This window comes from Kitasatospora sp. NPDC036993 (assembly GCF_055607525.1).
Window position 1 is genome coordinate 198,872 of the sequence record NZ_JBVJRP010000011.1, and the last position, 22,625, is coordinate 221,496.

Sequence of the window (22,625 nt, forward strand, 5' to 3'; positions counted from 1 at the left end):
TCCAGCCCCGCCCGCTCGTTGCTCATCGTTCGTTCACGGCTTCCACTCGACGGCCAGGTTGGGCGCCGGGCTGCCGCTCGGCGGGACCTGCATGGTCTTCAGGGTGAACTCCATCACCTGCTTGAACACCGGGCCGCACAGCTGGCCGCCGAAGTGGCCGTTGACCGGGCCCTGGAGGGTGCAGGAGACGGTGTACCTGGGGGCGTCCGCGGGGGCGAAGCCGATGAAGGAGGCGGTGAAGCCGTCGTAGCCCTTGCCGTCGGCGGCGCCCCGGTCGGCGGTGCCGGTCTTGCCCGCGACCCGGTAGCCCGGGATGGCGGCCTTGCCGCCGGTGCCCTGCTCGTCGTCGACGACCGACTCCAGCATCGAGGTGAGCGTCCTGGCCGTCTCCGGGCTGACCACCTGGGTCTGCGCCCCCGGCGTGCTCGGCGTGTACTTGCCGTTCGGGTCGGTGAGGCCCTGGACGACGCTGGGCGCGACCCGCACCCCGCCGTTGGCGATGGTCGAGTAGACCGAGGTGGCCTGGAGCGCGTTCATCTGCAGCGGGCCCTGGCCGAAGGAGATGTTGTACTTCTCCGAGGCGACCAGGTCCTCCGGCTTCTTGAGCATCCCGGAGGCCTCTCCGGGGAAGCCCAGGCCGGTCGGCTCGGCCACTCCGAACTTGCGCAGGTAGCCGTCCAGCACCTGGTTGGCCTTGAGCTGGTCCCCGTCGCCGAGGGTCTCGACCGCCTCGATGGTGCCGATGTTGGAGGACTTGGCCAGCACCCCGGCCAGGGTCAGGTACCAGGGGTCGTGGTTGACGTCGTCCTTGAACTGCTGCCCGGCCCTGACCAGCCGGTTGGGCACGGTGACCTTGGTGTCCCAGGTGGCCTTCCCGCTGTCCAGCACGGCGGCCAGGCTCATCAGCTTGGCGGTGCTGCCGGGCTCGTACGCGTCGACCAGGGCGGGGTTGCCCAGGTCGGCCTGCTTGGACAGGCTCAGGTCGTTCGGGTTGAAGCCGGGCGCGCCGGCCATCGCGAGGACCTGACCGGTCTTCACGTCCTGGACCACCACGTAGCCCTTCTCCGCGCCGGAGTTGGCCACCTGGTCGGTGATCGCCCGCTGGGCGGCCCACTGGATGTCCCGGTTGATGGTCAGCTTGACGTCGCTGCCCGGCACGGCGGGCTCCATCGAGCCACCGGCGGTGGGCACCAGCCGCCCGCCCGACTGGGCGTAGCTGCTGTGGCCGTCCTTGCCGGCCAGCAGCTTCTGGTACTGGAGTTCCAGGCCGCCGGCGCCCTCGCCCTCGGCGTTGACGAAGCCGACCAGGTTGGCGGCCAGCCCGTCCGCCGGGTAGATCCGCTTCTGGGTCTCCCGGTTGAACACCCCGGCCAGCGGGTTGGCGCACTCGTTGTCCACCCGGGTGCGCCCGCCCTGGTCGGCGGGCTTGCCGAGCAGCTTCTTCTGGGCCTGGCAGGCCCGCGAGCCGGCCTGCTTCTCCAGGCTCGACTTGAGGTCGCTGATCTGCTTCCTGGTGGCCGGGGTCTGCTGGGGGGCGAGCCGCTTGTACCGGCTCTTGGGGGTGTGCAGGTCGGTGGCGATCTTCTCCTTGGGCACGCCGAGGATCGGCGACAGCAGCGCGGCCGCCTGCTCGGGCGCGTCCGGGATGCCGGTCGCCTCCGGGGTGAACATCGCCGGGTCGGCGGTGATGTCGTACGCGTCCACGGTGGCCGCCAGGGCGACCCCGTCGGAGGACGTTATCGAGCCGCGTTCGGCGGTGATCGGGATGTTCAGGTAGCGGTTGGTGTTGGCGTCGGCGGCCAGCGCGTCGGCGTCCACCAGCTGGAGCTGCACCAGGCGCCCCGCGAAGACGGAGAACACCAGCGACAGCACCACGGTGATCACCTTCAGCCGGCGCTTGGGCTCGGCCAGCTTGAGTGCCTTGGGGCGCAGCGGCGGACGGCTCTTCGGGCGCGCCGCCGCCTGGCTGCGGGCCGGCGGGCGGCCCTCGGGGCGGCGCTGCTGCGGCGCCCGCGGGGTACGGCCGGCGGAGGCGGACCTGGCCGGCTGGGCCTTGGCCGACTGGCTGCGGGCGGGCTGGCCCTTCGCGGGCTGCCCCTTCGCGGACTGGCCGCGACCGGCTGCCGGCTGGCCCTTGGCCGGGGGCTGGCCGCGGCCGGCTGCGGGCTGGCTGCGGCCGGAGGAGGACTGCGCGCGCGGCGCGGTGCCCCGGGGCACCGGACGGCGGCCGTTGCCGCTGCCGGACCCGCCCGGCTGGCGTGGCTCACTCATGCGCGCACCTCGCTGTGCTCGGCGGGCGCTTCGCACGATCCGCACGTTCCGATGGTTCGCTCGTTCCACTCGTTCCACTCACTCACCGGGCCGCGCCCCCGCCCGGGTGCCCGGGTGCCGGCGAGACCGGGTTGAGCTGGATCACCGAGTCCCCCGCGGACGTCGCCGGGGCCGGCGACGGCGGGGGCGCGGCCGGCGACGGCGCGCCGCCCGGCTGGGGGGCCGGCGACGGCGGGGGCGCGGCCGGCGACGGCGCGCCGCCCGGCTGGCCCTTGGTCGGCCACGGCTCGGCGGTGGAGCGCTTGACCGGCGGACTGTCCTTGGCCGGGCCCGGGGTGCCGATCACCGTGCCGCTGTTCGGGACGTCCAGGAAGGCCATCCCGCCGGCCGGGACCAGGCCCAGCTCGGCGGCGCGCCTGGCCAGCGCGTCCGGGGCCGAGCTCTGGTCGATCTCGTGCTGGAGGCTCTGCTGTTCGTCGGTCGCCACGGTGGTCTGCTTCTGCAGTCGGGACAGCTCGAAGGAGCCCTCGTTGAGCGCGGTGTTCAGCGCCAGCAGGCCGAGCAGCCCGGCCGCCAGCAGCACCACGACGAGCACCGCGAACGGTGTGCGCCCCCGTACCGGTCGTTTCCCCGGGCGGACCGTGATCCGCGCCCTGCCCTGTCCGGGGAGTCCTCCCCGCCCCGCCCGGACCTCACCGGCCACCGGCCCCACTGTTTTCCTCCGCCCTTCGGACCCTGCCGGGGCCGGTTCGTCAGCCCCGCTTGCTTCGGTCCCTGATCCTCTCCGCCACCCGCAGCCGTACGGGCGCGGCGCGCCGGTTCTCCTCGATCTCCTCCTCGGTGGCCAGTTCGGCACCGCGAGTGATCAGTTTGAGCCAGGGCTGGTGCTCCTCCGGGATGAACGGCAGTCCCGGCGGTGCGGTGTCGGTCGCTCCGGCGGCGAGGTACTGCTTGACCAGGCGGTCCTCCAGCGACTGGTAGGACATCACCACGATCCGGCCGCCCACCGCGAGGGCGTCCAGCGCCCCGGGGATCGCCCGGTCCAGGACCTCCAGCTCGCCGTTGACCTCGATCCGCAGCGCCTGGAACGTCCGCTTGGCCGGGTTCCCGCCGGTGCGACGGGTCGCCGCCGGAATGGCGTTGCGCACCAGATCGACCAGACGCGCGCTGGTGGTGAACGGTTCCTTCTCCCGCTCCCGCAGGATCACCGAGGCGATCCTCCCGGCGAACCGCTCCTCGCCGTAGAACTTGAGGATCCGGGCCAGCTCGCCGTGGCTGTAGGTGTTCAGCACCTCCGCCGCGCTGATCCCCCTGGTCTGGTCCATCCGCATGTCCAGCGGGGCGTCCTGGGCGTACGCGAAGCCGCGCTCCGCCTCGTCCAGCTGCATCGAGGAGACGCCGAGGTCGAACAGGACGCCGTCCGCCTTCTCGATGCCCAGGCGCTCCAGCACCTCGGGGATCTCGTCGTAGACGGCGTGCACCAGGGTGGCGCGGTCGCCGAACGGGGCCAGCCGCTCGCCGGACAGCTTCAGCGCCTGCGGGTCGCGGTCCACCGCGACCAGCCGGACCTCGGGGAACTGGGTCAGCAACGCCTCGCTGTGGCCGCCGAGGCCGAGGGTGGCGTCCACCACCACGGCACCGGGGCGCGAGATCGCCGGGGCCAGCGCGTCCATGCACCGCTGGAGCATCACCGGAACGTGCTTCGGGCCCGGTTCGTTGGTGGTCATGCGCGGTGGCGCCCTTCCTCGGTGCGGAGCAGCCCGACGTCCGGGAGCTGCGACCATTCTCGCCCACCGCGCACCGGCACGACGAAGCGGCCCGTGGTCCCCGCCCGCTCAGGGGGAAGGTCGTGACCGCCCGGCACCGGGGAAGGTGCGCCAGGTGAGCACGGAGCGGGTGGAGGCCACGGGCCCGCGTCGACCGGACCGCACCGGCCGGGAAGGCACCGTTGACGGGCCCGGCCGGGTGTGCTCCAATGCGCCGCAAACTCTATCGCGCGAGCCCTGCCAGTCAATGGTCCGCTCCGGCGCACCACCCGGGCGGCGGTACGGATCACCGCAGGTCGCAGCCGTCGGGGCGGCCTGGCGACGGTCCGGACCGGGGGCCCTCGGTGGCGGGCGCGCGCCCCCCGTCCGCCACCGCGTGCGGGCCACTCGGGGAACGGCCGGGCCGCACCCCCCTGTTGTGGCTTTGCGCTCGATCACGGCGCCCCGTTCTGTAGTTCTCCGCTCCACCGCGCGGGCCCGATCCCCACTAACGTCGCCACCATGACAGTGACACCTGATCGGCCCTCGCCGAACGCCGCTGCCGACCCTGCCGGATCCACCGTCATCGACCGCTTCGTCACGGCCAACCGCGCCTACGCGGTGACCTTCCGGGACGGCGGCATGGACGCCCGCCCGGTGCAGAAGATCGCCGTGGTGGCCTGCATGGACGCCCGCCTGGACCTGTTCGCGGCACTCGGCCTCGAACTCGGCGACGCCCACGTCATCCGCAACGCCGGCGGTGTCGTCACCGACGACACCATCCGGTCCCTGACCATCAGCCAGCGCGCCCTCGGCACCCGCTCGATCGCGCTGATCCACCACACCGGCTGCGGCCTGCTCGGGCTCACCGAGGACTTCCGCCGCGAACTGGAACTGGAGGTCGGCCAGCGCCCGCAGTGGGCGGTGGAGGCCTTCGTCGACCTGGACGGCGACGTCCGCCAGTCCATGCAGCGCGTCCGCACCTCTCCCTTCCTGCTGCACACCGACGACGTCCGCGGCTTCGTCTTCGACGTCCACACCGGCCTGCTGCGCGAGATCGACCAGCACCCAGGCCCCGTCCCGTCCTGAGCCACCGCCCCGTCCCGGGTCCCGCCCGGGTCCCCGCCGTCCCGGCATTGGGGCACCGCCGAATGGTGACTTCTGGCCATCGCCCGGGGGACAATGCGCCTGCCGGTCGGACCCCGAACCACCTGGGGCGGCCAGGCCGCAGGCCGCCTTCCCGGCGCCGGGACCCTCGTTCGGAACCGCCCCCGGGACGGCCGCGTCAAGCATGGGGTGGGGCCCGGCCTCGGGACGGGGCGGGCACAGGGTGCCAGGGAGCGTATACGGGTGACGAGCTACAGCGATCAGGCCGGACTCGGCAGTGCTGCGGGGGGCGAGCAGCAGAGGGCGAACGGGTACCGGCAGGTCGGGCACGACGAGCTCGCCGCGGTCGTCGACCGCGTCCGCGCCAACGTCGAGAGCGTGATCGAGGGCAAGCCGGAGGCCGTCCGGATCGCCCTGACCGTCCTGCTCGCCGAGGGCCACCTGCTGCTGGAGGACGTGCCGGGCGTCGGCAAGACCATGCTGGCCAAGGCGCTCGCCCGTTCCCTGGACTGCACCGTGCGCCGCATCCAGTTCACACCCGACCTGCTGCCCTCGGACGTCACCGGCACCAACATCTACGACCAGCAGCGGCACGACTTCGAGTTCCGCCCCGGCGCGATCTTCGCCCAGCTCGTGGTCGGCGACGAGATCAACCGCGCCTCGCCCAAGACCCAGTCCGCGCTGCTGGAGTCGATGGAGGAGCGCCAGGTCACCATCGACGGCACCAGCTACGAGCTGCCCTCGCCGTTCATGGTCGTGGCCACCCAGAACCCGGTCGAGATGGAGGGCACCTACCCCCTCCCGGAGGCCCAGCGCGACCGCTTCATGGCCCGGATCTCGATCGGCTACCCCAGCCCCGAGGCCGAGCTCGCGATGCTGGACGTGCACGGCGGTGCCAGCCCGCTGGAGGACCTCCAGCCGGTCGCGCACGCCTCCGACATCCTCAAGCTGATCGACCTGGTCCGCACCGTGCACATCGCCGACCCGGTCCGCCGCTACGCCGTCGACCTGGTCGGCGCCACCCGGACCAGCCCCGAGCTGCGCCTGGGCGCCTCGCCGCGCGCCACCCTGCACCTGGTCAGGGCCGCCCGCGCCGCCGCCGCCCTGGACGGGCGCGACTACGTCACCCCGGACGACATCCAGCGCCTCGCCGTCCCGGTCCTGGCGCACCGTCTGATGCCGACCGCCGAGACCCAGCTCAGCCGCCGCACCTCCGAGCAGATCGTGGCCGACCTGGTCGCCCGGCTGCCGCTGCCGCGCCCGCAGGGCGGCCCGGCCGTCCGGAGGGGCTGAGGTGGTCCAGTCCGACTCGGCGTCGGGACTGCGGGCCGGGTTCCGCGGCCTCACCACCCGGGGCCGCTCCTTCCTCGCCGCCGGGGTCACCGCGGTGGTCTGCTCCTACCTGCTCGACCAGGACGCCCTGCTGCGCGTCGGCGTCCTGCTCGCCGCGCTGCCGCTGGTCGCCGTGGTGGTGGTCGCCAACACCCGCTACCGGGTGGCCAGCGGACGCCGGCTCAGCCCGCGCCGGGCGGCCGCCGGCCAGGAGGCCAGGGTGCACCTGCGGGTCGACAACGTCTCCCGGGTGCCCACCGGGGTGCTGCTGCTGGAGGACAAGGTCCCGTACGTGCTCGGGCCGCGCCCGCGCTTCGTGCTGGACCGGGTCGAGCCGCGCGGCCACCGCGAGGTCTCCTACCGGGTCCGCTCCGACCTGCGCGGCCGCTACCCGCTCGGGCCGCTCCAGCTGCGGCTGTCCGACCCGTTCGGGATGTGCGAGGTGACCCGCGCCTTCACCGCCTCCGACGTCCTCACCGTCGTCCCCCAGGTCCAGGCGCTGCCGAACGCCCGGCTCAGCGGCGAGTGGGCCGGCCAGGGCGAGAGCCGCAGCCGCACCCTGGCGATGGCCGGCGACGACGACCTGATCCTGCGCGAGTACCGGCCCGGCGACGACCTGCGCCGGGTGCACTGGCGCTCCACCGCCCGGTACGGCGAGCTGATGGTGCGCCGCGAGGAGCAGCCGCAGCAGGCCAGGGCCACCGTCCTGCTGGACACCCGGGAGATCGCCCACCGCGGCAGCGGCCCCGCCTCCTCCTTCGAGTGGGCGGTCGGCTGCGCCGCCTCGGTCTCCGTGCACCTGCTGGAGCGCGGCTACCAGACCCGGCTGCTCACCGACACCGGCCAGTCGGTGCCGGGGCCCGGTGGCGGCCGCAGCCACAGCACCGCCGAGACCTCCGGGCTGGTCCTGGACGCCCTCGCGGTCGCCGACCTGTCCGACGGCGGCACCCTCTCCCGCGCCGAGGACCCGCTGCGCACCGGCGGCGAGGGCCTGCTGGTCGCCGTCCTCGGCGACCTGGACGACACCCAGGCCGCCCGGCTGGGCCGGCTGCGCAGCCGCACCGGCGGGGCGGTCGCCTTCCTGCTGGACACCGGCACCTGGGCCGGCCTGCGGATGCTCGCCCCGGACACCGGCGGCGACGAGTTCCGGGACCGCGCCCGGCAGCTGCGCGAGGCCGGCTGGACGGTGATCCCGGTGCGCGCCGGGGACTCCGTACCGGACCTCTGGCGGGCCGCCGACGGCAGCAGGACGACCGCCCCCTACCGAGAAGAGGCCGGCGCGTGACCACCCGGGCCAAACTGACCGTGTACTCGGCGCTGGCCACCGCCCTCGCCTCGCTGTGCATGATGCCGCTGCTCACCACCCGCAGCTGGCTCTCCCACGCCTTCCTGGTGATCGCCGTGATCGGGGCCGTCGGCGCGGGCCTGCGCCGCTCCCCGCTGTACCGCTGGACGGTGCCGGTCGGGCAGCTGCTGGCGCTGCTGATGCTGATGCTGCTCGGCTTCGCCGGCGCCGGCGGGGTGCTGCCGGGGCCGGCCACGATGCGGGTCCTGGACCAGGTCTTCGCCTCCGGCGTGGACGACATACAGCAGTACGCCATCCCGGCTCCGCCCTCCGCGGGGCTGCGGCTGATCCTGGTCTCGGCGGTCGGCCTGATCGCCGTCGCGGTGGACACCGTCGCGGTGACCTACCGGCGCTCGGCGCTGGCCGGGCTGCCGCTGCTGGCGCTGTACTCGATCGGCAACGGCCTGGCCGGGGCGCACGGCAGCTGGGTCTGGTTCGGCGCCGCCGCGGCCGGCTACCTGCTGCTGCTGTTCGCCGAGGGCCAGGACCGGGTCTCCCGCTGGGGCCGCGTCTTCTACGGCGGCTCGCGCGGCTCCGTGGAGTCGGGCCGGGTCAGCCCCGGCGGCCGTCAGGTCGGCGTGCTGGCCCTGGCGGTGGCCCTGCTGCTGCCGGTGGTGCTGCCGCACTGGAGCTTCGGGCTGCTGCACTCCGGCTCCGGCGGATCGAGCGGCAAAGGCGTCGGCGGGAGCCTGTCGACCAGCCTGGACCCGCTGGTCAGCCTGGAGGCCGCGATCACCAAGCCCACCGACGCGGAGCTGCTCAGCTACACCCTGGACAGCCCGCTGGCCGACCAGACCTACCTGCGGACCGGCTCGCTCGACCAGTTCGACGGCACCAACTGGAAGCTCGGCAGCACCACGGTCGGCGACCTCCCGGTGACGCTGCCCACCCCCGAGGGCCTGCGCAACGCCCAGGTCCCCCGGATCGAGGGCGACTTCCAGGTCAGCGACCGGCTGGAGGCCAGCTGGCTGCCGATGCCCTACCCGGCCGCCTCCGTCCAGGTCCCCAACCGCGGCGACTGGAAGCTCGACCCGCTGACCGGCACCGTCCTGCCGGCCGGCGACAAGGCGATCCGCGGCCTGCGCTACCACGTCAGCGCCCTGGACCTGCGGCCCACCGCCGACGAGCTGCGCCTCGCGGCCACCGCGCCCCAGGACGTCAGGGAGCACTACACCGCCCTCCCGTCCGACCTGCCGGCGGTGGTCGCCGAGCAGGCCAGGGCCGTCACCTCGGGCGCGCAGAACGACTACGACCGGGCGACGGCGCTGGTGAACTGGTTCACCGGGCCGACCTTCAAGTACGACACCACGGTCAACGGCGGCACCGGCAGCAACGCCATCGCCGTCTTCCTGCGCGACCGCAGGGGCTTCTGCGTGCACTACGCCTCCACCATGGCGGCGATGGCCAGGGTGCTGAAGATCCCGGCCCGGGTGGCCGTCGGCTTCACCCCGGGCGACAACAAGGGCGGCGACGTCTACTCGGTGAACGGCCGGATGTACCACGCCTGGCCCGAGCTGTACTTCGCGGGCTACGGCTGGCTGCGCTTCGAGCCGACCCCGAGCCGCGGCGTCCCGGCCCGCTACACCGAGAAGTCCAGCACCCCGACCACCGCGCCGAGCCAGCAGGCGACCGCGGCCCCGCAGTCCGCCTCGGCCGCCCCGGTGCCGACCGCCGGTTCGGACTGCACCGCCAAGCAGCGCCAGCTGGGCGAGTGCGGCACCAAGGGCAGGACCGCCGCCACGGCCGGCGAGGAGTCCTGGCTGCTCTCCGCCCAGGTGCTCGGCACCCTGGCCGCGGTGGCCGTGCTGATCGCGCTGCTGCTCGCCCCGATGCTCTGGCGCGCCGCCGTACGCCGGCGCCGGCTGGGCGGCGGCGGACGGCGCGGGCCCGGCGGGAGCGGTCCCGCGGAGCTGACCGACGCCCAGGTGCTGGCCGCCTGGGACGAGCTGGTCGACTCCGCCTGGGACCTCGGAATTCCCCCGGACGAGTCACGCACACCGCGTTCCGCCGCGCGCCGGATCGCCGAGACGGCACAGCTGGACGCGGACTCCGCGGCGGCCACCGGCCGGCTCGCGCTGGCCACCGAGCGGGTGCTCTACGCCCCGCCCGGGCCGCTCACCGCGGAGCCGCTGGCCGCCGACGTCCGCGCCGTACGGCGCGGGCTGCGGGCGGCGGCCGGGCGGCGCGGACGGACCAGGGCGCTGCTGCTGCCGCCGTCCTCGGCGCAGCTGTGGTGGCGGATCTCCGACGCGGTGCGGGCCGCCAGGGCGGCCGTCGCCACCGGGTCGGGCCGGGCGGTCGAGCGGGTCTGCGTGCCGGTGCGGCGGGTACTCACCCGGCGCAAGCGCTCCACGCCGGAGTCCTGAGCCGGGGTTCCGCGCCAGGGTTCCGCGCCGGACACGAAGCCGAGACGTACGAAGCCGGGGCGGGCAGTCGATCGACTGCCCGCCCCGGCTTCGTAGGTCTCGGCCGAGCGGCTCAGAAGCCGCCGGTCTGCTCGTCCCTGCGGCGCTGCCAGCGCTGCTCCACCCGGTCCATCATCCCGGCCTTGCGGCGCGGGGCCGCGGCCGGGCCGGCACCCCCGGTGCCCTGGCCCGCGGGCCCGCGCCGCCAGCCGGTCACGGCGAACACCGCACATCCGAGCATCACCAGGAACCCCACGACGCTGACCCAGATCTGGTCCGGCACGACCATGCCGCCCATCAGCAGGCCGATCCCCACCACGAAGCCGGCCACGGCCAGGTAGACCCGCCGACGGGTGTAGGTGCGCAGCCCGGTTCCCTCGAGCGCCGACGCGAATTTGGGATCTTCGGCATACAGCGCTCGCTCCATCTGGTCGAGCAGTCGCTGCTCGTGCTCCGAGAGCGGCACGGAGTCCTCCTACTCGTCGGTCGCGGGTGCGACCGGTCCGCCCACCCCGGTCGGGGAGGCAAGTCCAATCAGCCTTGGGGCACACGGTCGGACGCCTGTGCGGGGGCCCGGCCCGTGTCGTCCATATGCCCCACGCATCCGGCTGTCATGCTTTCCGGCTTTACCCAGATCATACGGTCCGTGAGCCCGTTACGGGGTGGTCTGCGCCGCGTGGGACGGGCCACTTCGAGCGCGGACGACCGCATCGGAGTCAACGCGCCACGCCCCGGACAAGTGCCCGATCGGATGGAATCGTCCCGGACCTGGGGAGGTATGCCGCCGGGCGGCCCGGCGCGAACGGGGAGCGGGCGGGAAACCGGCGGGCGTACGGGGCGCGAACCACCGCCGTACGGTGTGCGAAACCGTGCGGCGGTGTGAAGGCGCTGCGAATGGGGCGCGCGGGTCCGGAGGGACGCCTCAGGCCAGGGTGGCCAGCAGGTGCAGCTGGGTCGCCACGGCGTGGAAGGCGGGCTGCGCGGCGGCGGCCTCCTCCAGCTTCAGCAGCGCCTCCAGGGCGCCGGGCTCGGTGTCCACCAGCACACCGGGGACGAGGTCGGCGAAGACGCGTACACCGTGCACCGACTCCACCCGCAGGCCCGCGGCCTCGGCCAGCCGGCCCAGCTCGTCGCCGGTGAAGCGGCGCGGCATCGGGTCCTGCTCGCCCCAGCGGCCGTCGGAGGCGGAGAGCACGGTGCGGGCCTCGGTGAAGTGGCCGGCCAGCGCGCGGGCCAGCACGGCGCCGTTGCGGTTGGCCGCCAGCAGGCTGACCAGGCCGCCCTTGCGCAGGGTGCCGGCCAGGCTGCCGAGCGCCTCGGCCGGGTCGTCCACGACCTCCAGCACGCCGTGGCAGAGCACCGCGTCCACACTGCCGGCGGCGACCACCTCGGGCAGCGTCTGGGTGTCGCCCTGGACGGCCCGCACCAGGTCCGTCACACCGGCCTCGGCGGCCCGGCGCTCCAGGGCGAAGAGGGCGTCCGGGCTCGGGTCGACCACGGTGACGCGATGGCCGAGCTTGGCGACCGGCACGGCGAAGTTGCCGGTGCCGCCGCCGGTGTCGACCACGTCGAGCACCGGCTGGTCCAGCTCGGCCGCCCGCTTCTCCAGGGCCGTCCGGACCACCTCCCACACCACGGCGGTACGCAGGGCACTGCGGGGACGCGTCGGGTACAAGGTGGAACTCCTCGGCACGTGCGGTTCGATCAGGTTGCCTCCACCTTAGACCGGCCCGGCGGGCTGCCCGCCCGCGCCCGGCGGCTCGTCGGCGTCCGGCGGCGGTCCTGCCGCGGGCGGGGCTGCGTGCAGGCCCAGCAGCCGCTCGACCAGGCGCAGGAAGAGGGCGGAGTTACGGATCAGGTCGTCGGCGTCGCGGGCCGAGGCGGCGCCCCGGATCCCGGCCTCGGCGGCGGCCCGGCGCCGGGCCCCCGCGCCGTAGTAGAGCGCCCACTCGGCGAGCTCGGGGGCCACCTCGGGCAGCACCTCCCAGGCGCTGCGGATGGCCTTGCGCCGGCGCGGGCTCTTCTCCGGGCGGCCGCGCACCGCCAGGACGGCCGCCACCGTGCGCAGCGCGGCCAGGTGGGCGGTGGCGTAGCGCTCCAGCGGATCGTCCAGGGCGCGGGCCCCGGCGAGGGTGCGGTGGGCGTCGGCGAGCAGGTCGAGGGCGGCCGGCGGAGCGGCGATCCGGCGCAGCACGGGGTGGACGTCCCCTCCGGCGGGGCGTGCACCGGACGGACCCGGCAGGTACGGCAGGGCGGCGGAGCGGAGGCGGGCGGTGACGGGCTCAGGGTGACTGATGGTCATGGTCTCCCCCTTCCGAGGCAGCGCGCGGACCGGGTGGCCCGTGCCCCTCCATCGTGAACGGCGCCACTGACAATCCGGCCCCGTCCGCCGTCATTCCCCGGGAACGGGCCGGAAACGGGCGTAGCGGCGGCGGGCGCGGTCCTCCCCCGGTCCGCGCCGCCGCCGTGCCGTCGCTCCGCCGCTCCCCCCGGGGCGGCGGTGGCGAACTCCCCCCGCGGCCGGTCTCCCCCCGGCCCGCTCCGCCGCCCCGTGTCGGCGGTGCGGGGACCGTGACCAGCCCCGTGGCGGACCGTCCACCCGACTCCCCCGGCGTTCGCTGCCGGGAGACGGACGGATCCGCCGCCCGGGCGGGCCCGGCGCCCGACGCGCCGCCCTCCCGGGTGCCACCACTCTCCCGTCTCCGCAGGTCGGGGGCCATCCGTTGACGTACTCAACCGGGGATCTGAGTATCCGTACTCAGTCCGCCGCACGCCGGCCGCCGGAACCGCGACCCGCGCCCACGGCGTCCCGGCTGCCGGTACGGTACGGCGGGGCCGGCGGAACCGGCCCGGGTTCCGAGGAGGGGGACGCGATGACCACGAGGAGGGGGACGCGATGACGGTCCTGCCGCTGATCTTCACCAGCGGACTGGCCAGCGGCATCAACGCCTACGCGGTGGTGCTGCTGCTCGGCCTGCTGGGCAGGTTCGCCGACGCGGACTCGGTGCCGCAGGCGCTGGAGCGCACGGACGTGCTGCTCGTGGCCGCCGTGCTGTTCACGCTGGAGGCGGTGGCCGACAAGATCCCGTACGTGGACAGCGTCTGGGACGCCGTGCACACGGTGATCCGGCCGATCGCCGGTGCCACCGTCGGCGTGCTGATCGCGAGCAACGACCCCGGCTCGCTCAGCGAGGTCGCGGCCGGCGCGATGGGCGGCACCTCGGCGCTGGTCAGCCACCTGGTGAAGGCCTCGCTGCGGATGGCCGTCAACACCTCCCCCGAGCCGCTCAGCAACATCGTGGTCAGCATGGCGGAGGACCTCTCGGTGGCCGGCCTGGTCACCCTGGCGATCTTCCACCCCTGGCTGGCCGCCACGGTCGCCGGCGTGGTGCTGGCCGTCGGCCTGCTGCTGGTCTGGCTCGCGGTCAGCAGGATCCGGGCCTTCCGGGCCCGCCGCCGCGAACGCAGGGCCGCCCGGGCGGCCGCGGACGGATCGCCCGCCCGGCCGACCTAGGATCAGGTGCCATGGCACAGATCGTCATCATCGGCGCAGGAATGAGCGGGCTCGCGGCGGCCTCCCGGCTGGCGACCCTCGGCCACCGGGTGACGGTCTGCGAGGCCGGCGGCACGTACGGGGGCATGGTCGGGCGGTACGAGCGCGAGGGCTTCGCCTTCGACACCGGGCCCGGCCTGCTCACCCTCCCCGCGGTCTACCGCGACCTCGCGCTGAAGACCGGCAGGGAGCCGCTGGAGCAGCTGGTCGGGCTGGCCCCGGTCGACCCGGAGAGCCGGCACCTGTTCCCCGACGGCACCGCCGTCACCCTGCCCAACGCCTCCAGGGGCGGCGTCGGCCAGGCCCTGGACGCCGCCTTCGGCGCGGGCTCGGGCGCCCGCTGGAGCGAGGTGATGAACCACGGCCGGACGGTCTGGGAGGCCACCCGCCGCCCGCTGCTGGAGGAGCCGCTCCCGGCCGAGCGCGGCGTCCTGTCCCCGGCCGACCGGGCCGTCCTGGAGGCCGACCCGTACCCCGTCCCGCCGCGCACCGGCCTGGCCCGGCTGCGCAAGCCGGTCCGGTGGACCCTCGACACCGTCGCCCGGCGGCAGCTCGACGGCCACCCCGGCCTGACCGCCCTGCTGGGTGAGGCCGCGCTGCGGTACGGCCTGCCGCCCGGCCAGGCCCCGGCCGGGGCCACCGTGCTGCCGTACATGGAGCAGTCCTTCGGGGTCTGGTACGTCCGGGGCGGCCTGCGCGCCCTCGCGGACGCGGTCTACCGGCGCTGCGAACTGCGCGGGGTCGGGTTCCGCTTCGACACCCCGGTCACCCGGGTGGTCGTCGAGGGCGGCCGGGCCCGCGGGGTCGAGACGGCGGACGGCCGGATCGACGCCGACCTGGTGGTCTCCGCGATGGACACCGCCGCGCTGTTCCGCCACGGCCTCGCCGAGTGGCCGGGGACGGAGCCCGACGGGTGGGAACCGTTCGAGGTGCCCGGCCGGTTCAGCGTGCTGCTGGCCCTGCGCGGGCCCCGGCCCGAGGGCACCGTGCACCGGACGGTGGTGCACGCGGCCGACCCGGCCGCCGAGGAGAACGCCCTCACCCTCTCGGAGCCGCCCTGCGAACGCCCCACCGTCCAGGTGCTCCGCCCGGACGACCCGTCGCTGCGGCCCGACGACGCCCACGAGAGCGTGGTGCTGACGGCGACCGTCCCGGCCCAGGGCGACGTCGACTGGACGGCCCCCGGCGTCGCCGACCGCTACGCCGACCGGCTGCTCGCCCACGTGGACGCGGCCGGCCTGGGGCTGCGCGAGCGGGTGCTGTGGCGGGTCGTGCGCACCCCGGAGGACACCCGCAGGGAGACCGGCGCCCTCGGCGGCTCGGTCGCCCGCCCGGTGCTCGCCTGTTCGTTTCCGGGGCTGCACGCCGCCAACGAGTCCCCCGTCCCCGGCCTCTACCTGGTCGGCGGCAACGCCCACCCCGGCGGCGGGCTGGCCCGCGTCGGCATGTCGGCCTGCATCGCCGCGGGCCTGATCGGCCCGGCCTGACGGCCTGCGGCTCAGCCCTGGTGCCAGGTGTTGTCCTGCTGCTGGTAGCCGTAGTTCTGGTCGTACACCGGCTGCTGCGGGATGCCCTGGGTGTGCTGCTCGGGCTGGGGCTGCCACTGCTCGTGCTGCTGGGGCTGGGCGTTCGGGTCCCAGGGCTGCTGGTGCTGCGGCTGGTAGCCGGCGTACTGGTCCTGCTGCTGGCCCTGCTGCTGCGGGTAGCCGCCGTACGGGTCCTGCTGGTACTGGGGGTAGCCGCCGTAGGGCTGCTGCTGGTCGTAGGCGAAGGCGGGCTGCTGCTGGGTCTGCCACTGCTGCTGGTCGTAGCCGCCCTGGTAGGTGGCGGCGTACGGGTCCTGGGGCTGCTGCGGGATCTGCGGCTGCTGCTCGTAGTACGAGGTGGCGTAGACGCCGTCCTGGGCGATTTCCTGCATCTCGAAGGCGGCGGTCTGCTCGACCTCGGGCACCTCCGCCGGGAGCTCGTCCGGTACCGGAACCTGCACCGCGGCCGGGGTCTCCTCGACCGCGCTGACCTCGCCGATCCGCTTCCGGGCGACCGCGGCCGCCGCCACCGCGGCGGCGCCGCCGGTGAGGGCGCCGAGCAGCGGCACCTTGGCGAGCGGGCCCGGCAGGCTGCCGTCGGACTTCCGCAGCGACCAGCCGGCCTGGTGGCCGCGCTTGACCGAAAGGGTGACGAAGGTCTGGCCGACCGCGAACAGCGCGGCGCCGGCCCCGATCACCACGACCGACCCGAGGCTCATCCCGGCGGCCACGCCCAGGAAGCCGGTCAGGGCCAGGGCCCGCCAGTGCAGCGGCGCCCGGTTCTGCAGCAGCACCTCCGCGACCAGCCAGAGCGCCACCACCGCCAACGCGACGTACAGCAGCAGGTATCCGATGCCCATCCGCCCGCTACCTCCAGCTCGCGTGCCCACGCGTGTGCGGCGACTGTACCGGTTCAACGGCCGGGGTACCGCATCGCGTTCCCACCCCCCGGACACCGGCCGCACACGTCCGGGCCCGCCACCGTCGGTACGGTGACGGGCCCGTGAACACCCGGCGCCGGCGCCGCGGAGACACCCGCCCGGCCCGGTCTCCCGGCGCCGGGCCGGGCCCGCCGCTCAGCGCTGGTGCAGCCCCAGGTTCTGGTAGATCTCCAGCGTCGCCGTCGAGTGGTTCAGCGTGATGAAGTGCAGACCGGGCGCGCCCTCGGCGAGGAGGCGCTCGGCCATCGCCGTGGCGTGCTCCATGCCGATGGCCCGCAGCGCCGCCGGGTCGTCGATGGCCGCCCGCAGGCGGGCCTCCAGGTCGGCGGGGAAGGCCGAACCGCTGAGCTGCGGGAAGCGCTCCAGCTGCTTGGCGTTGGTGACCGGCATGATCTCCGGGATGATCGGCGTCTCGCAGCCGGCGGCCGTCACCCGGTCGCGCAGCCGCAGGTAGTCGTCCACCTCGAAGAACATCTGGGTGATCGCGTAGTCGGCCCCGGAGCGGACCTTCGCCACGAAGTGCCGGATGTCGTCGTCCCAGTCGGTCGAACGCGGGTGCATGTTCGGCGAGGCGGCGACGCCCACGCAGAAGTCGCCGATGCCCTTGATCAGCTCCACCAGCTCGTAGGCGTACGTGACGCCCTCGGGGTGGCTGACCCACTCGCCCATCGGGTCGCCGGGCGGGTCGCCCCGGACCGCGAGGACGTTCCGGACGCCCTGGTCGGCGTACTGGCCGATGATGTTGCGCAGCTCCGCGATCGAGTGGTCGACCGCGGTGAGGTGGGCGACCGGGGTCAGCGTGGTCTCGGTGGCGATCCGGCCCACCATGTTGACCGTGCGTTCGCGTGAGGAGCCGCCCGCGCCGTACGTCATGCAGACGAAGTTGGGGTCGAGTGGTTCGAGTCGCCGGATGGCGTCCCAGAGTTTCTGCTCGCCGACCTCGGTGCGCGGCGGCATGAACTCGAAGGAGAAGGAGCGCTTGCCGGCCGTCAGGAGTTCGCGGACCGTCAGTGCGCGATCCGTCCTCGTGGAAGCGATGCCGAGTGCCATGCTGGCAGGCTATCCGGCGTTCGAAGGGGCCGGACAACCCAGGTCCATTTATTGAGACAACAAGTGGACGGCGTTCCGGTTCGCCCGGCGCCTCTCCGCGGCACCTCCGGGAGCGCCCCCGGCGCCGCCGCTCGCACATCCGTTCCCAGTCGCCCCGCTACGCTTGCTGCACCCCAGCGAACCAGCGGAGCCCCATCGTGACCTCGTCCAGCACCCGGCCGGCCAACCCCAGCGCGGCCAATCCCATTGACGTGGAGGACGTCCGCACCCGCGTCAACGCCGCGCTCGCCGCCTTCATCGACGGCCAGTCCGTGCTGCTCGGCAAGATCTCGCCCCAGCTGGTCCCCGCCGCCGACGCGCTGCGCGACTTCCTGCTGGACGGCGGCAAGCGGCTGCGCCCGGCCTTCTGCTACTGGGGCTGGCGCGGCGCCGGCGGCCCGGCCGGGGGCGCCACCGGCGAGGGCATCGCCAACGCGGCCGCCGCCCTGGAGCTGCTCCAGGCGAGCGCCCTGGTGCACGACGACCTGATGGACCGCAGCGACACCCGCCGCGGCCTGCCCTCGATCCACCGCCGCTTCGAGGCGCTGCACCGCGACAGCGGCTGGCGCGGCGACCGCGAGCAGTACGGCACCTCCGCCGCGGTGCTGCTCGGCGACCTGCTGCTGATCTGGTCCGACGAGCTGTTCCTGCGCTCGGGCCTGGACCCGGCCGCGGCGCTGGCCGCGAAGCCGGTGTTCGACCTGATGCGCACCGAGGTCATGCTCGGCCAGTACCTGGACGTGCTGGAGCCGGTGGCCGGCGACTCGACGGACGAGGGCGCGCTGGAGCGGGCGCAGACCGTGCTGCACTACAAGTCCGCGAAGTACACCATCGAGCGGCCGCTCCAGGTGGGCGCGCTGCTGGCCGGCGCCGGTCCCGGGCTGGTCGAGGCGTACGGGGCGTTCGGGCTGCCGCTGGGCGAGGCCTTCCAGCTGCGCGACGACCTGCTCGGCGTCTTCGGGGATCCGGCCGTCACCGGCAAGCCGGCCGGTGACGACCTGCGCGAGGGCAAGCGCACCCTGCTGGTCGCGCACGCGATGCGGGGCCTGTCGGCCGCGGACGCCCGGCACCTGGACGGGCGGCTCGGCGCGCCGGACCTCGCGGCCGAGGAGGTCACCGGGCTGCGCGGGCTGATCGCCCGCAGCGGCGCCCCCGAGCTGGTGGAACGCCGGATCGAGGAGCTGATGCGGCAGTCGCTGGCCGCGCTGGAGGCGGCGCCGCTCGCCGACGAGCGGGCCCGCACGGTGCTGCTGGCACTGGCCGAGGCCGCCACCGTCCGCAAGTACTGACGGACGGCGGCGGCCTCCGGGCCCGCCGTACGGCCCGGGTGGGTCAGAACCCGGGTGGTCAGAACCCGGGTGGTCAGAGCGCGGCGCGCACCCGGCCGGACAGTTCGGCGGCGGCCGCCCGCGGGTCCGCCGCGGCCGTGATGGCCCGGACCACGACGATCCGGCGGGCCCCGGCGGCCAGCACCTCGTCCAGGTTGCCGAGGTCGATCCCGCCGATCGCGAACCACGGCCGGTCGGTGGTCCGCTTCGCCGCGTACGAGACCAGGCCGAGGCCCGGCGCCGGGCGGCCCGGCTTGGTCGGGGTCGGCCAGACCGGACCGGTGCAGAAGTAGTCCACCCCGGGCTCGTCGATCGCCGCGTCCACCTCGGACTCGGCGTGGCAGGAACGCCCGATCAGCACGTCCTCGCCGAGGATCGCCCGGGCGGCCGGCACCGGCAGGTCGTCCTGCCCGAGGTGCAGCACGTCCGGCCGGGCCGCGTGGGCGACATCGGCGCGGTCGTTGACGGCCAGCAGCCTGCCGTGCCGGCGGCAGGCGTCGGCGAGGACCTCCAGGACCTCCAGCTCCTGCCTGGCCTCCAGGCCCTTGTCGCGCAGCTGGACGATGTCCACCCCGCCGGCCAGCGCCTCGTCCAGGAAGTCGGCGAGGTCGCCCTGCTCCCGACGGGCGTCGGTGCACAGGTAGAGCCGGGCGTCGGCCAGCCGGGTGCGCGGCGTGTCCGCCGCCATCAGATCAGCATCGCCTGGGCGCGGCGCTTCACCTCGGTGCCACGGTTCTCCCGCAGCGCCTGGATCGGGCTGCCGGGCAGCGACGGGTCCTCGGTGAAGAGCCACTCCAGGATCTCCACGTCGTCGTACCCGCAGTCCCGCAGGACGGTCAGGGTGCCGGACAGGTGCTTGACCAGGCCCGGGCCGTCGATGAACGCCGCCGGGACCTGCAGCGACTTGTTCGGCCCGCGCCGTACGGCGATCAGGCCGCCGTTCTTGACCAGGTCACGTACCTCGGTGACCCGGACCCCCCACTGCTCCGAGATGTCGGGCAGGTACATCCAGTCGGTGACCAGGGCTTCAATCTTGCTTTCGATCTCACTCACGCCACCAGACTGCCACCTCCACGGCCCACCGCGCACCAGGCGCTACCCCGCGACGGCCGCCTTCAGCGGCACCGCCGGGTCGGCCGCGCGGGCCGGGTCCAGCGCGGTGCCGCGCTCGATCAGCTTCCGCCCCTGGGTGAGGTCGCGCGGCCGGTCCACGGTCAGCAGCGCGCTCGGCACCCCGTCGCGCAGCCAGAGCACCGACCAGCCGGCGTCCTGCGGACTGCCGCGCCGGAGCGGCTCGTCGCCCTCGGCGTGCCGGCCGGCGTACTGGACCATCCGCCCGAACTGCTCGGACCAGAAGTACGGCACCGGGTCGTAGGCCGGCGCGTCCGCGCCCAGGACGGCGGCGGCCACCGCCTCGCCGGACTGCAGGGCGTGGTCCCAGTGCTGGACGGCCAGCCGGGCGCCGGCCCGGGCCGAGGGGTAGCTGACGCAGTCGCCGGCCGCGAAGACCCCGGGCAGCGAGGTGCGCAGCCGCCCGTCCACCACGACGGCGCCGGCCGCGTCCAGCTCGACCCCCGTGCCGGCCAGCCAGCCGGTCGCGGGCCGGGCGCCGATGCCGACCACCACCTCGTCGGCGGGCAGGTGCGAGCCGTCCGCCAGCAGCACCGCGCCGGGCTCGACGGCGGCCACGCCCACCCCGCAGCGCAGGTCCACGCCCGCCTCGGCGTACCAGGCGGCCATCGCCGAGCCGATCTCCGCCGGCAGCGCGCCGGGCAGCGGCGCCGGACCGGCCTCGGCCACGGTCACCTCGCAGCCCGCCGCCCGGGCCGCGGTGGACACCTCGGCGCCGATCCAGCCCGCGCCGACCAGCACCAGCCGCAGCCCGGGGCGCAGCAGCGCGCGCAGCGCCAGGGCGTCGTCCAGGGTGTGCAGCAGGTGCGCCCGCTCGGCTCCGGGCAGGGCGCGCGGGACGGCGCCGGTGGCGATCACCAGCGAGCCGTACGGGAGGTCGCCGGCGTCGGTGTGCAGCACGCCGGGGGTGAGGCCGGTGGCGCGGCGGCCGGTGAGCAGCTCGATGCCGAGCCCGTCGTAGTCGATGTCCAGGGCGGTGGAGTCGGTCTTGCCGAGCAGCACGTCCTTGGAGAGCGGCGGCCGGTCGTACGGCGCGTGCGGCTCCTCGCCGACCAGCGCGATCCGTCCCCGCCACCCGCCCTGCCGCAGCTTGAGGGCGCACTGCGCCCCGGCCAGCCCGGCTCCGACGACGACCACCTGATCCGTTGCGCTCAGCTCTGCCACGCCCGTCACTGTACCCAGCGGCCGGACGGCGGCCGCGGGCCGTCCCGTCCCCCGTACGGGCCCGCGGCCCCTCCGCCGTCCGCCCTGCGTACGGGCCTTCGGCCGGGCCGACCCCCGGCGTTATGGTGGGAGCACCACACGGGAGCCCGGCGCACCGGGCTGAGAGGCGGGCTGACACGGCCTGCGACCGTCCGAACCTGATCCGGGTCATACCGGCGAAGGGAGAAGAGCTGCCTTGTCACGCTTGCTACCGGGCGCCCGCACGGACGTCCTGGTGATCGGCGGGGGCATCATCGGCCTCGCCGTCGCCTGGCGGGCCGCGCAGCGCGGCGTGCGGAACGTGGTCGTGGTCGACCCCGATCCCGGCCACGGCGCCGCCGGGGTCGCGGCCGGGATGCTCGCCCCGGTCACCGAGCTCCAGTACGGCGAGGAGCCGCTGCTGCGCCTCGGGATGGCCTCGAACGAGCGGTACGCGGCGTTCGCCGCCGAACTGACGGAGGCGAGCGGCGGCCTGGACACCGGCTACCGCCGCTGCGGCACGATCGCCGTCGCCCAGGACTCCGACGACCGCGCGGAGCTGCGCGAACTGCACGCCTTCCACCAGCGGCTCGGCCTGGACTCGACCTGGCTGACCGGCCGGGAGGCCCGCAGGCTCGAACCGATGCTCGCCCCCGGCGTGCGCGGCGGCCTGCACGTCGCCGACGACCACCAGGTCGACCCCCGCCGGCTGCTCACCGCCCTGTCCGCCGCCTGCGAGCGCGCGGGCGTCCTGCTCCACCGGGCCGAGGCGGTCGAGCTGCTGGTCGGGGGCGGCCGCGCGGTGGGCGCCCGGCTGAGCACCGGCGGGACGGTGACCGCCGGGCAGGTCGTCCTCGCCGCCGGCCCGCACAGCCACCGGCTGCCCGGCCTGCCGCAGGACGTGCTGCCCGCGATCCGTCCGGTGAAGGGCCAGATCCTCCGGCTGCGCGTTCCCGAGTCCTACCGGCCGTTCCTCTCCCGCAACGTCCGCGCGGTCGTCCGCGGGCAGCACCTGTACGTCGTCCCGCGCGAGAACGGCGAGCTGGTGGTCGGCGCGACCACCGAGGAGCAGGGCTACGACACCACGGTCACCGCCGGCGGGGTGTACGAACTCCTGCGGGATGCCCACGAGTTGATCCCCGGGATCACCGAACTCCCGCTCGTGGAGACCTCCGCGGGCCTGCGCCCCGGCTCGCCGGACAACGCCCCGCTACTGGGCCCGACCGCCCTGCCCGGCCTGGTCGCCGCCACCGGCCACTACCGCAACGGCGTGCTGCTCACCCCGGTGACCGCGGACCTGGTCTCCGAGCACCTGGCCACCGGTGAAGTCCCCGATCTGGCCCGGCCGTTCACGCCGCTGCGCTTCTCCCCCGACCGCTCCACGACGAAGGCCTCCGCATGACCGAGACCGCACCCCCCGAGACCGCCTCGCACGGCACCGCACCGCACGGGACCGCACCGCACGAGATCGCCCTGACCGTCAACGGCGAGCCCCGCAGGACACCCGCCACGACCACCCTCGCCGAGCTGGTGGCCACCGTCAGCGCCGCCAACACCGGCGTCGCCGCCGCACTCAACGAGGCCGTGGTGCCGCGCAGTTCGTGGTCCGCGACGGCACTGAGCCCCGGCGACCGGATCGAGATCCTCACCGCCGTACAGGGAGGCTGAAC

At 74.9% G+C, this 22,625-nt stretch carries 20 protein-coding genes and 1 riboswitch; of the genes, 9 read left to right on the forward strand and 11 right to left on the reverse strand.

Features of this window, described 5'->3' with window-relative positions:
- Positions 1 to 33: 33 nt before the first annotated feature.
- The 3 genes from ACZ7C5_RS24470 to rsmH form a co-directional block, all read right to left on the reverse strand.
- Positions 34 to 2,271, reverse strand: coding sequence for a peptidoglycan D,D-transpeptidase FtsI family protein (locus tag ACZ7C5_RS24470; RefSeq protein WP_401078970.1), 2,238 nt, complete (start codon positions 2,269 to 2,271; stop codon positions 34 to 36).
- Positions 2,272 to 2,353: 82 nt separating this feature from the next.
- Positions 2,354 to 2,866 (reverse strand): cell division protein FtsL, encoded by a 513-nt coding sequence (gene ftsL / locus ACZ7C5_RS24475; RefSeq protein WP_470323468.1) that lies wholly within the window; start codon positions 2,864 to 2,866, stop codon positions 2,354 to 2,356.
- 157 nt (positions 2,867 to 3,023) lie between these two features.
- The gene (rsmH, locus tag ACZ7C5_RS24480) at positions 3,024 to 3,998 is read right to left on the reverse strand and encodes a 16S rRNA (cytosine(1402)-N(4))-methyltransferase RsmH (RefSeq protein WP_401078965.1); all 975 of its coding nucleotides are present in this window, start codon (positions 3,996 to 3,998) and stop codon (positions 3,024 to 3,026) included.
- 540 nt (positions 3,999 to 4,538) lie between these two features.
- Here rsmH and ACZ7C5_RS24485 point away from each other — a divergent pair.
- The 4 genes from ACZ7C5_RS24485 (at position 4,539) to ACZ7C5_RS24500 (ending at position 10,166) form a co-directional block, all read left to right on the forward strand.
- Positions 4,539 to 5,105 (forward strand): beta-class carbonic anhydrase, encoded by a 567-nt coding sequence (locus ACZ7C5_RS24485; protein WP_188300217.1) that lies wholly within the window; start codon positions 4,539 to 4,541, stop codon positions 5,103 to 5,105.
- Positions 5,106 to 5,501: 396 nt separating this feature from the next.
- Positions 5,502 to 6,416 (forward strand): AAA family ATPase, encoded by a 915-nt coding sequence (locus tag ACZ7C5_RS24490; RefSeq protein WP_317620399.1) that lies wholly within the window; start codon positions 5,502 to 5,504, stop codon positions 6,414 to 6,416.
- A gap of 1 nt (position 6,417) precedes the next feature.
- A complete protein-coding gene (locus ACZ7C5_RS24495) occupies positions 6,418 to 7,740 on the forward strand; it encodes a DUF58 domain-containing protein (protein WP_401078962.1) in 1,323 nt (440 codons plus the stop codon).
- Positions 7,737 to 10,166 (forward strand): transglutaminase TgpA family protein, encoded by a 2,430-nt coding sequence (locus ACZ7C5_RS24500; protein WP_470323469.1) that lies wholly within the window; start codon positions 7,737 to 7,739, stop codon positions 10,164 to 10,166. The genes ACZ7C5_RS24495 and ACZ7C5_RS24500 overlap by 4 nt, the downstream gene beginning before the upstream one ends.
- A 112-nt stretch (positions 10,167 to 10,278) precedes the next feature.
- Here the strand turns inward: ACZ7C5_RS24500 and ACZ7C5_RS24505 are convergent, their stop codons facing one another.
- The 3 genes from ACZ7C5_RS24505 to ACZ7C5_RS24515 all read right to left on the reverse strand — a co-directional run bounded on the left by ACZ7C5_RS24505 (position 10,279) and on the right by ACZ7C5_RS24515 (position 12,501).
- The gene (locus ACZ7C5_RS24505; RefSeq protein ID WP_470323470.1) at positions 10,279 to 10,671 is read right to left on the reverse strand and encodes a DUF3040 domain-containing protein; all 393 of its coding nucleotides are present in this window, start codon (positions 10,669 to 10,671) and stop codon (positions 10,279 to 10,281) included.
- A 456-nt stretch (positions 10,672 to 11,127) separates the two neighbouring features.
- Positions 11,128 to 11,880, reverse strand: a complete 753-nt coding sequence (locus ACZ7C5_RS24510) for a methyltransferase domain-containing protein (protein WP_401078954.1) — start codon at positions 11,878 to 11,880, stop codon at positions 11,128 to 11,130.
- A gap of 45 nt (positions 11,881 to 11,925) precedes the next feature.
- A complete protein-coding gene (locus ACZ7C5_RS24515) occupies positions 11,926 to 12,501 on the reverse strand; it encodes an SAV_6107 family HEPN domain-containing protein (RefSeq protein ID WP_401079781.1) in 576 nt (191 codons plus the stop codon).
- Between the two features lie 600 nt (positions 12,502 to 13,101).
- Between ACZ7C5_RS24515 and ACZ7C5_RS24520 the strand changes: the two genes are divergently transcribed.
- On the forward strand, positions 13,102 to 13,719 hold the full coding sequence (locus ACZ7C5_RS24520; RefSeq protein ID WP_401078951.1) for a DUF4126 domain-containing protein: 618 nt from the start codon (positions 13,102 to 13,104) through the stop codon (positions 13,717 to 13,719).
- A gap of 11 nt (positions 13,720 to 13,730) precedes the next feature.
- A complete protein-coding gene (locus tag ACZ7C5_RS24525) occupies positions 13,731 to 15,245 on the forward strand; it encodes a phytoene desaturase family protein (RefSeq protein ID WP_401078948.1) in 1,515 nt (504 codons plus the stop codon).
- Between the two features lie 11 nt (positions 15,246 to 15,256).
- On the opposite strand, the gene ACZ7C5_RS24530 is transcribed toward ACZ7C5_RS24525, so the two are convergent.
- Positions 15,257 to 16,144: a hypothetical protein gene (locus ACZ7C5_RS24530; RefSeq protein ID WP_470323471.1), complete on the reverse strand. Its 888-nt coding sequence runs from the start codon at positions 16,142 to 16,144 to the stop codon at positions 15,257 to 15,259.
- Positions 16,145 to 16,360: 216 nt separating this feature from the next.
- Positions 16,361 to 17,275, reverse strand: coding sequence for a methylenetetrahydrofolate reductase [NAD(P)H] (metF, locus tag ACZ7C5_RS24535; protein ID WP_188295427.1), 915 nt, complete (start codon positions 17,273 to 17,275; stop codon positions 16,361 to 16,363).
- Positions 17,276 to 17,472: 197 nt separating this feature from the next.
- Here metF and ACZ7C5_RS24540 point away from each other — a divergent pair, with 197 nt between their 5' ends.
- Positions 17,473 to 18,603 (forward strand): polyprenyl synthetase family protein, encoded by a 1,131-nt coding sequence (locus ACZ7C5_RS24540; RefSeq protein WP_470323472.1) that lies wholly within the window; start codon positions 17,473 to 17,475, stop codon positions 18,601 to 18,603.
- Positions 18,604 to 18,676: 73 nt separating this feature from the next.
- Here ACZ7C5_RS24540 and thiE read toward each other — a convergent pair whose 3' ends face one another.
- Genes thiE through ACZ7C5_RS24555 form a run of 3 tightly spaced genes read right to left on the reverse strand, consistent with a single transcriptional unit; the run spans position 18,677 to position 20,946 of the window.
- Positions 18,677 to 19,330 (reverse strand): thiamine phosphate synthase, encoded by a 654-nt coding sequence (gene thiE, locus ACZ7C5_RS24545; RefSeq protein ID WP_401078938.1) that lies wholly within the window; start codon positions 19,328 to 19,330, stop codon positions 18,677 to 18,679.
- Positions 19,330 to 19,695 (reverse strand): Rv2175c family DNA-binding protein, encoded by a 366-nt coding sequence (locus ACZ7C5_RS24550; protein ID WP_188295425.1) that lies wholly within the window; start codon positions 19,693 to 19,695, stop codon positions 19,330 to 19,332. The genes thiE and ACZ7C5_RS24550 overlap by 1 nt, the downstream gene beginning before the upstream one ends.
- 42 nt (positions 19,696 to 19,737) lie before the next feature.
- Positions 19,738 to 20,946 carry an NAD(P)/FAD-dependent oxidoreductase gene (locus ACZ7C5_RS24555; RefSeq protein ID WP_470323473.1) on the reverse strand — a complete coding sequence of 403 codons (1,209 nt, stop codon included), beginning with the start codon at positions 20,944 to 20,946 and terminating at the stop codon, positions 19,738 to 19,740.
- Positions 20,947 to 21,065: 119 nt separating this feature from the next.
- Positions 21,066 to 21,178: riboswitch (TPP riboswitch) on the forward strand.
- Between ACZ7C5_RS24555 and thiO the strand changes: the two genes are divergently transcribed.
- Both thiO and thiS read left to right on the forward strand, forming a co-directional pair.
- A complete protein-coding gene (thiO, locus tag ACZ7C5_RS24560) occupies positions 21,173 to 22,357 on the forward strand; it encodes a glycine oxidase ThiO (RefSeq protein ID WP_401078931.1) in 1,185 nt (394 codons plus the stop codon). It overlaps the preceding riboswitch by 6 nt.
- Positions 22,354 to 22,623, forward strand: a complete 270-nt coding sequence (gene thiS / locus ACZ7C5_RS24565) for a sulfur carrier protein ThiS (protein WP_401078928.1) — start codon at positions 22,354 to 22,356, stop codon at positions 22,621 to 22,623. Before thiO ends, thiS begins: the two co-directional genes overlap by 4 nt.
- Positions 22,624 to 22,625 lie beyond the last annotated feature (2 nt).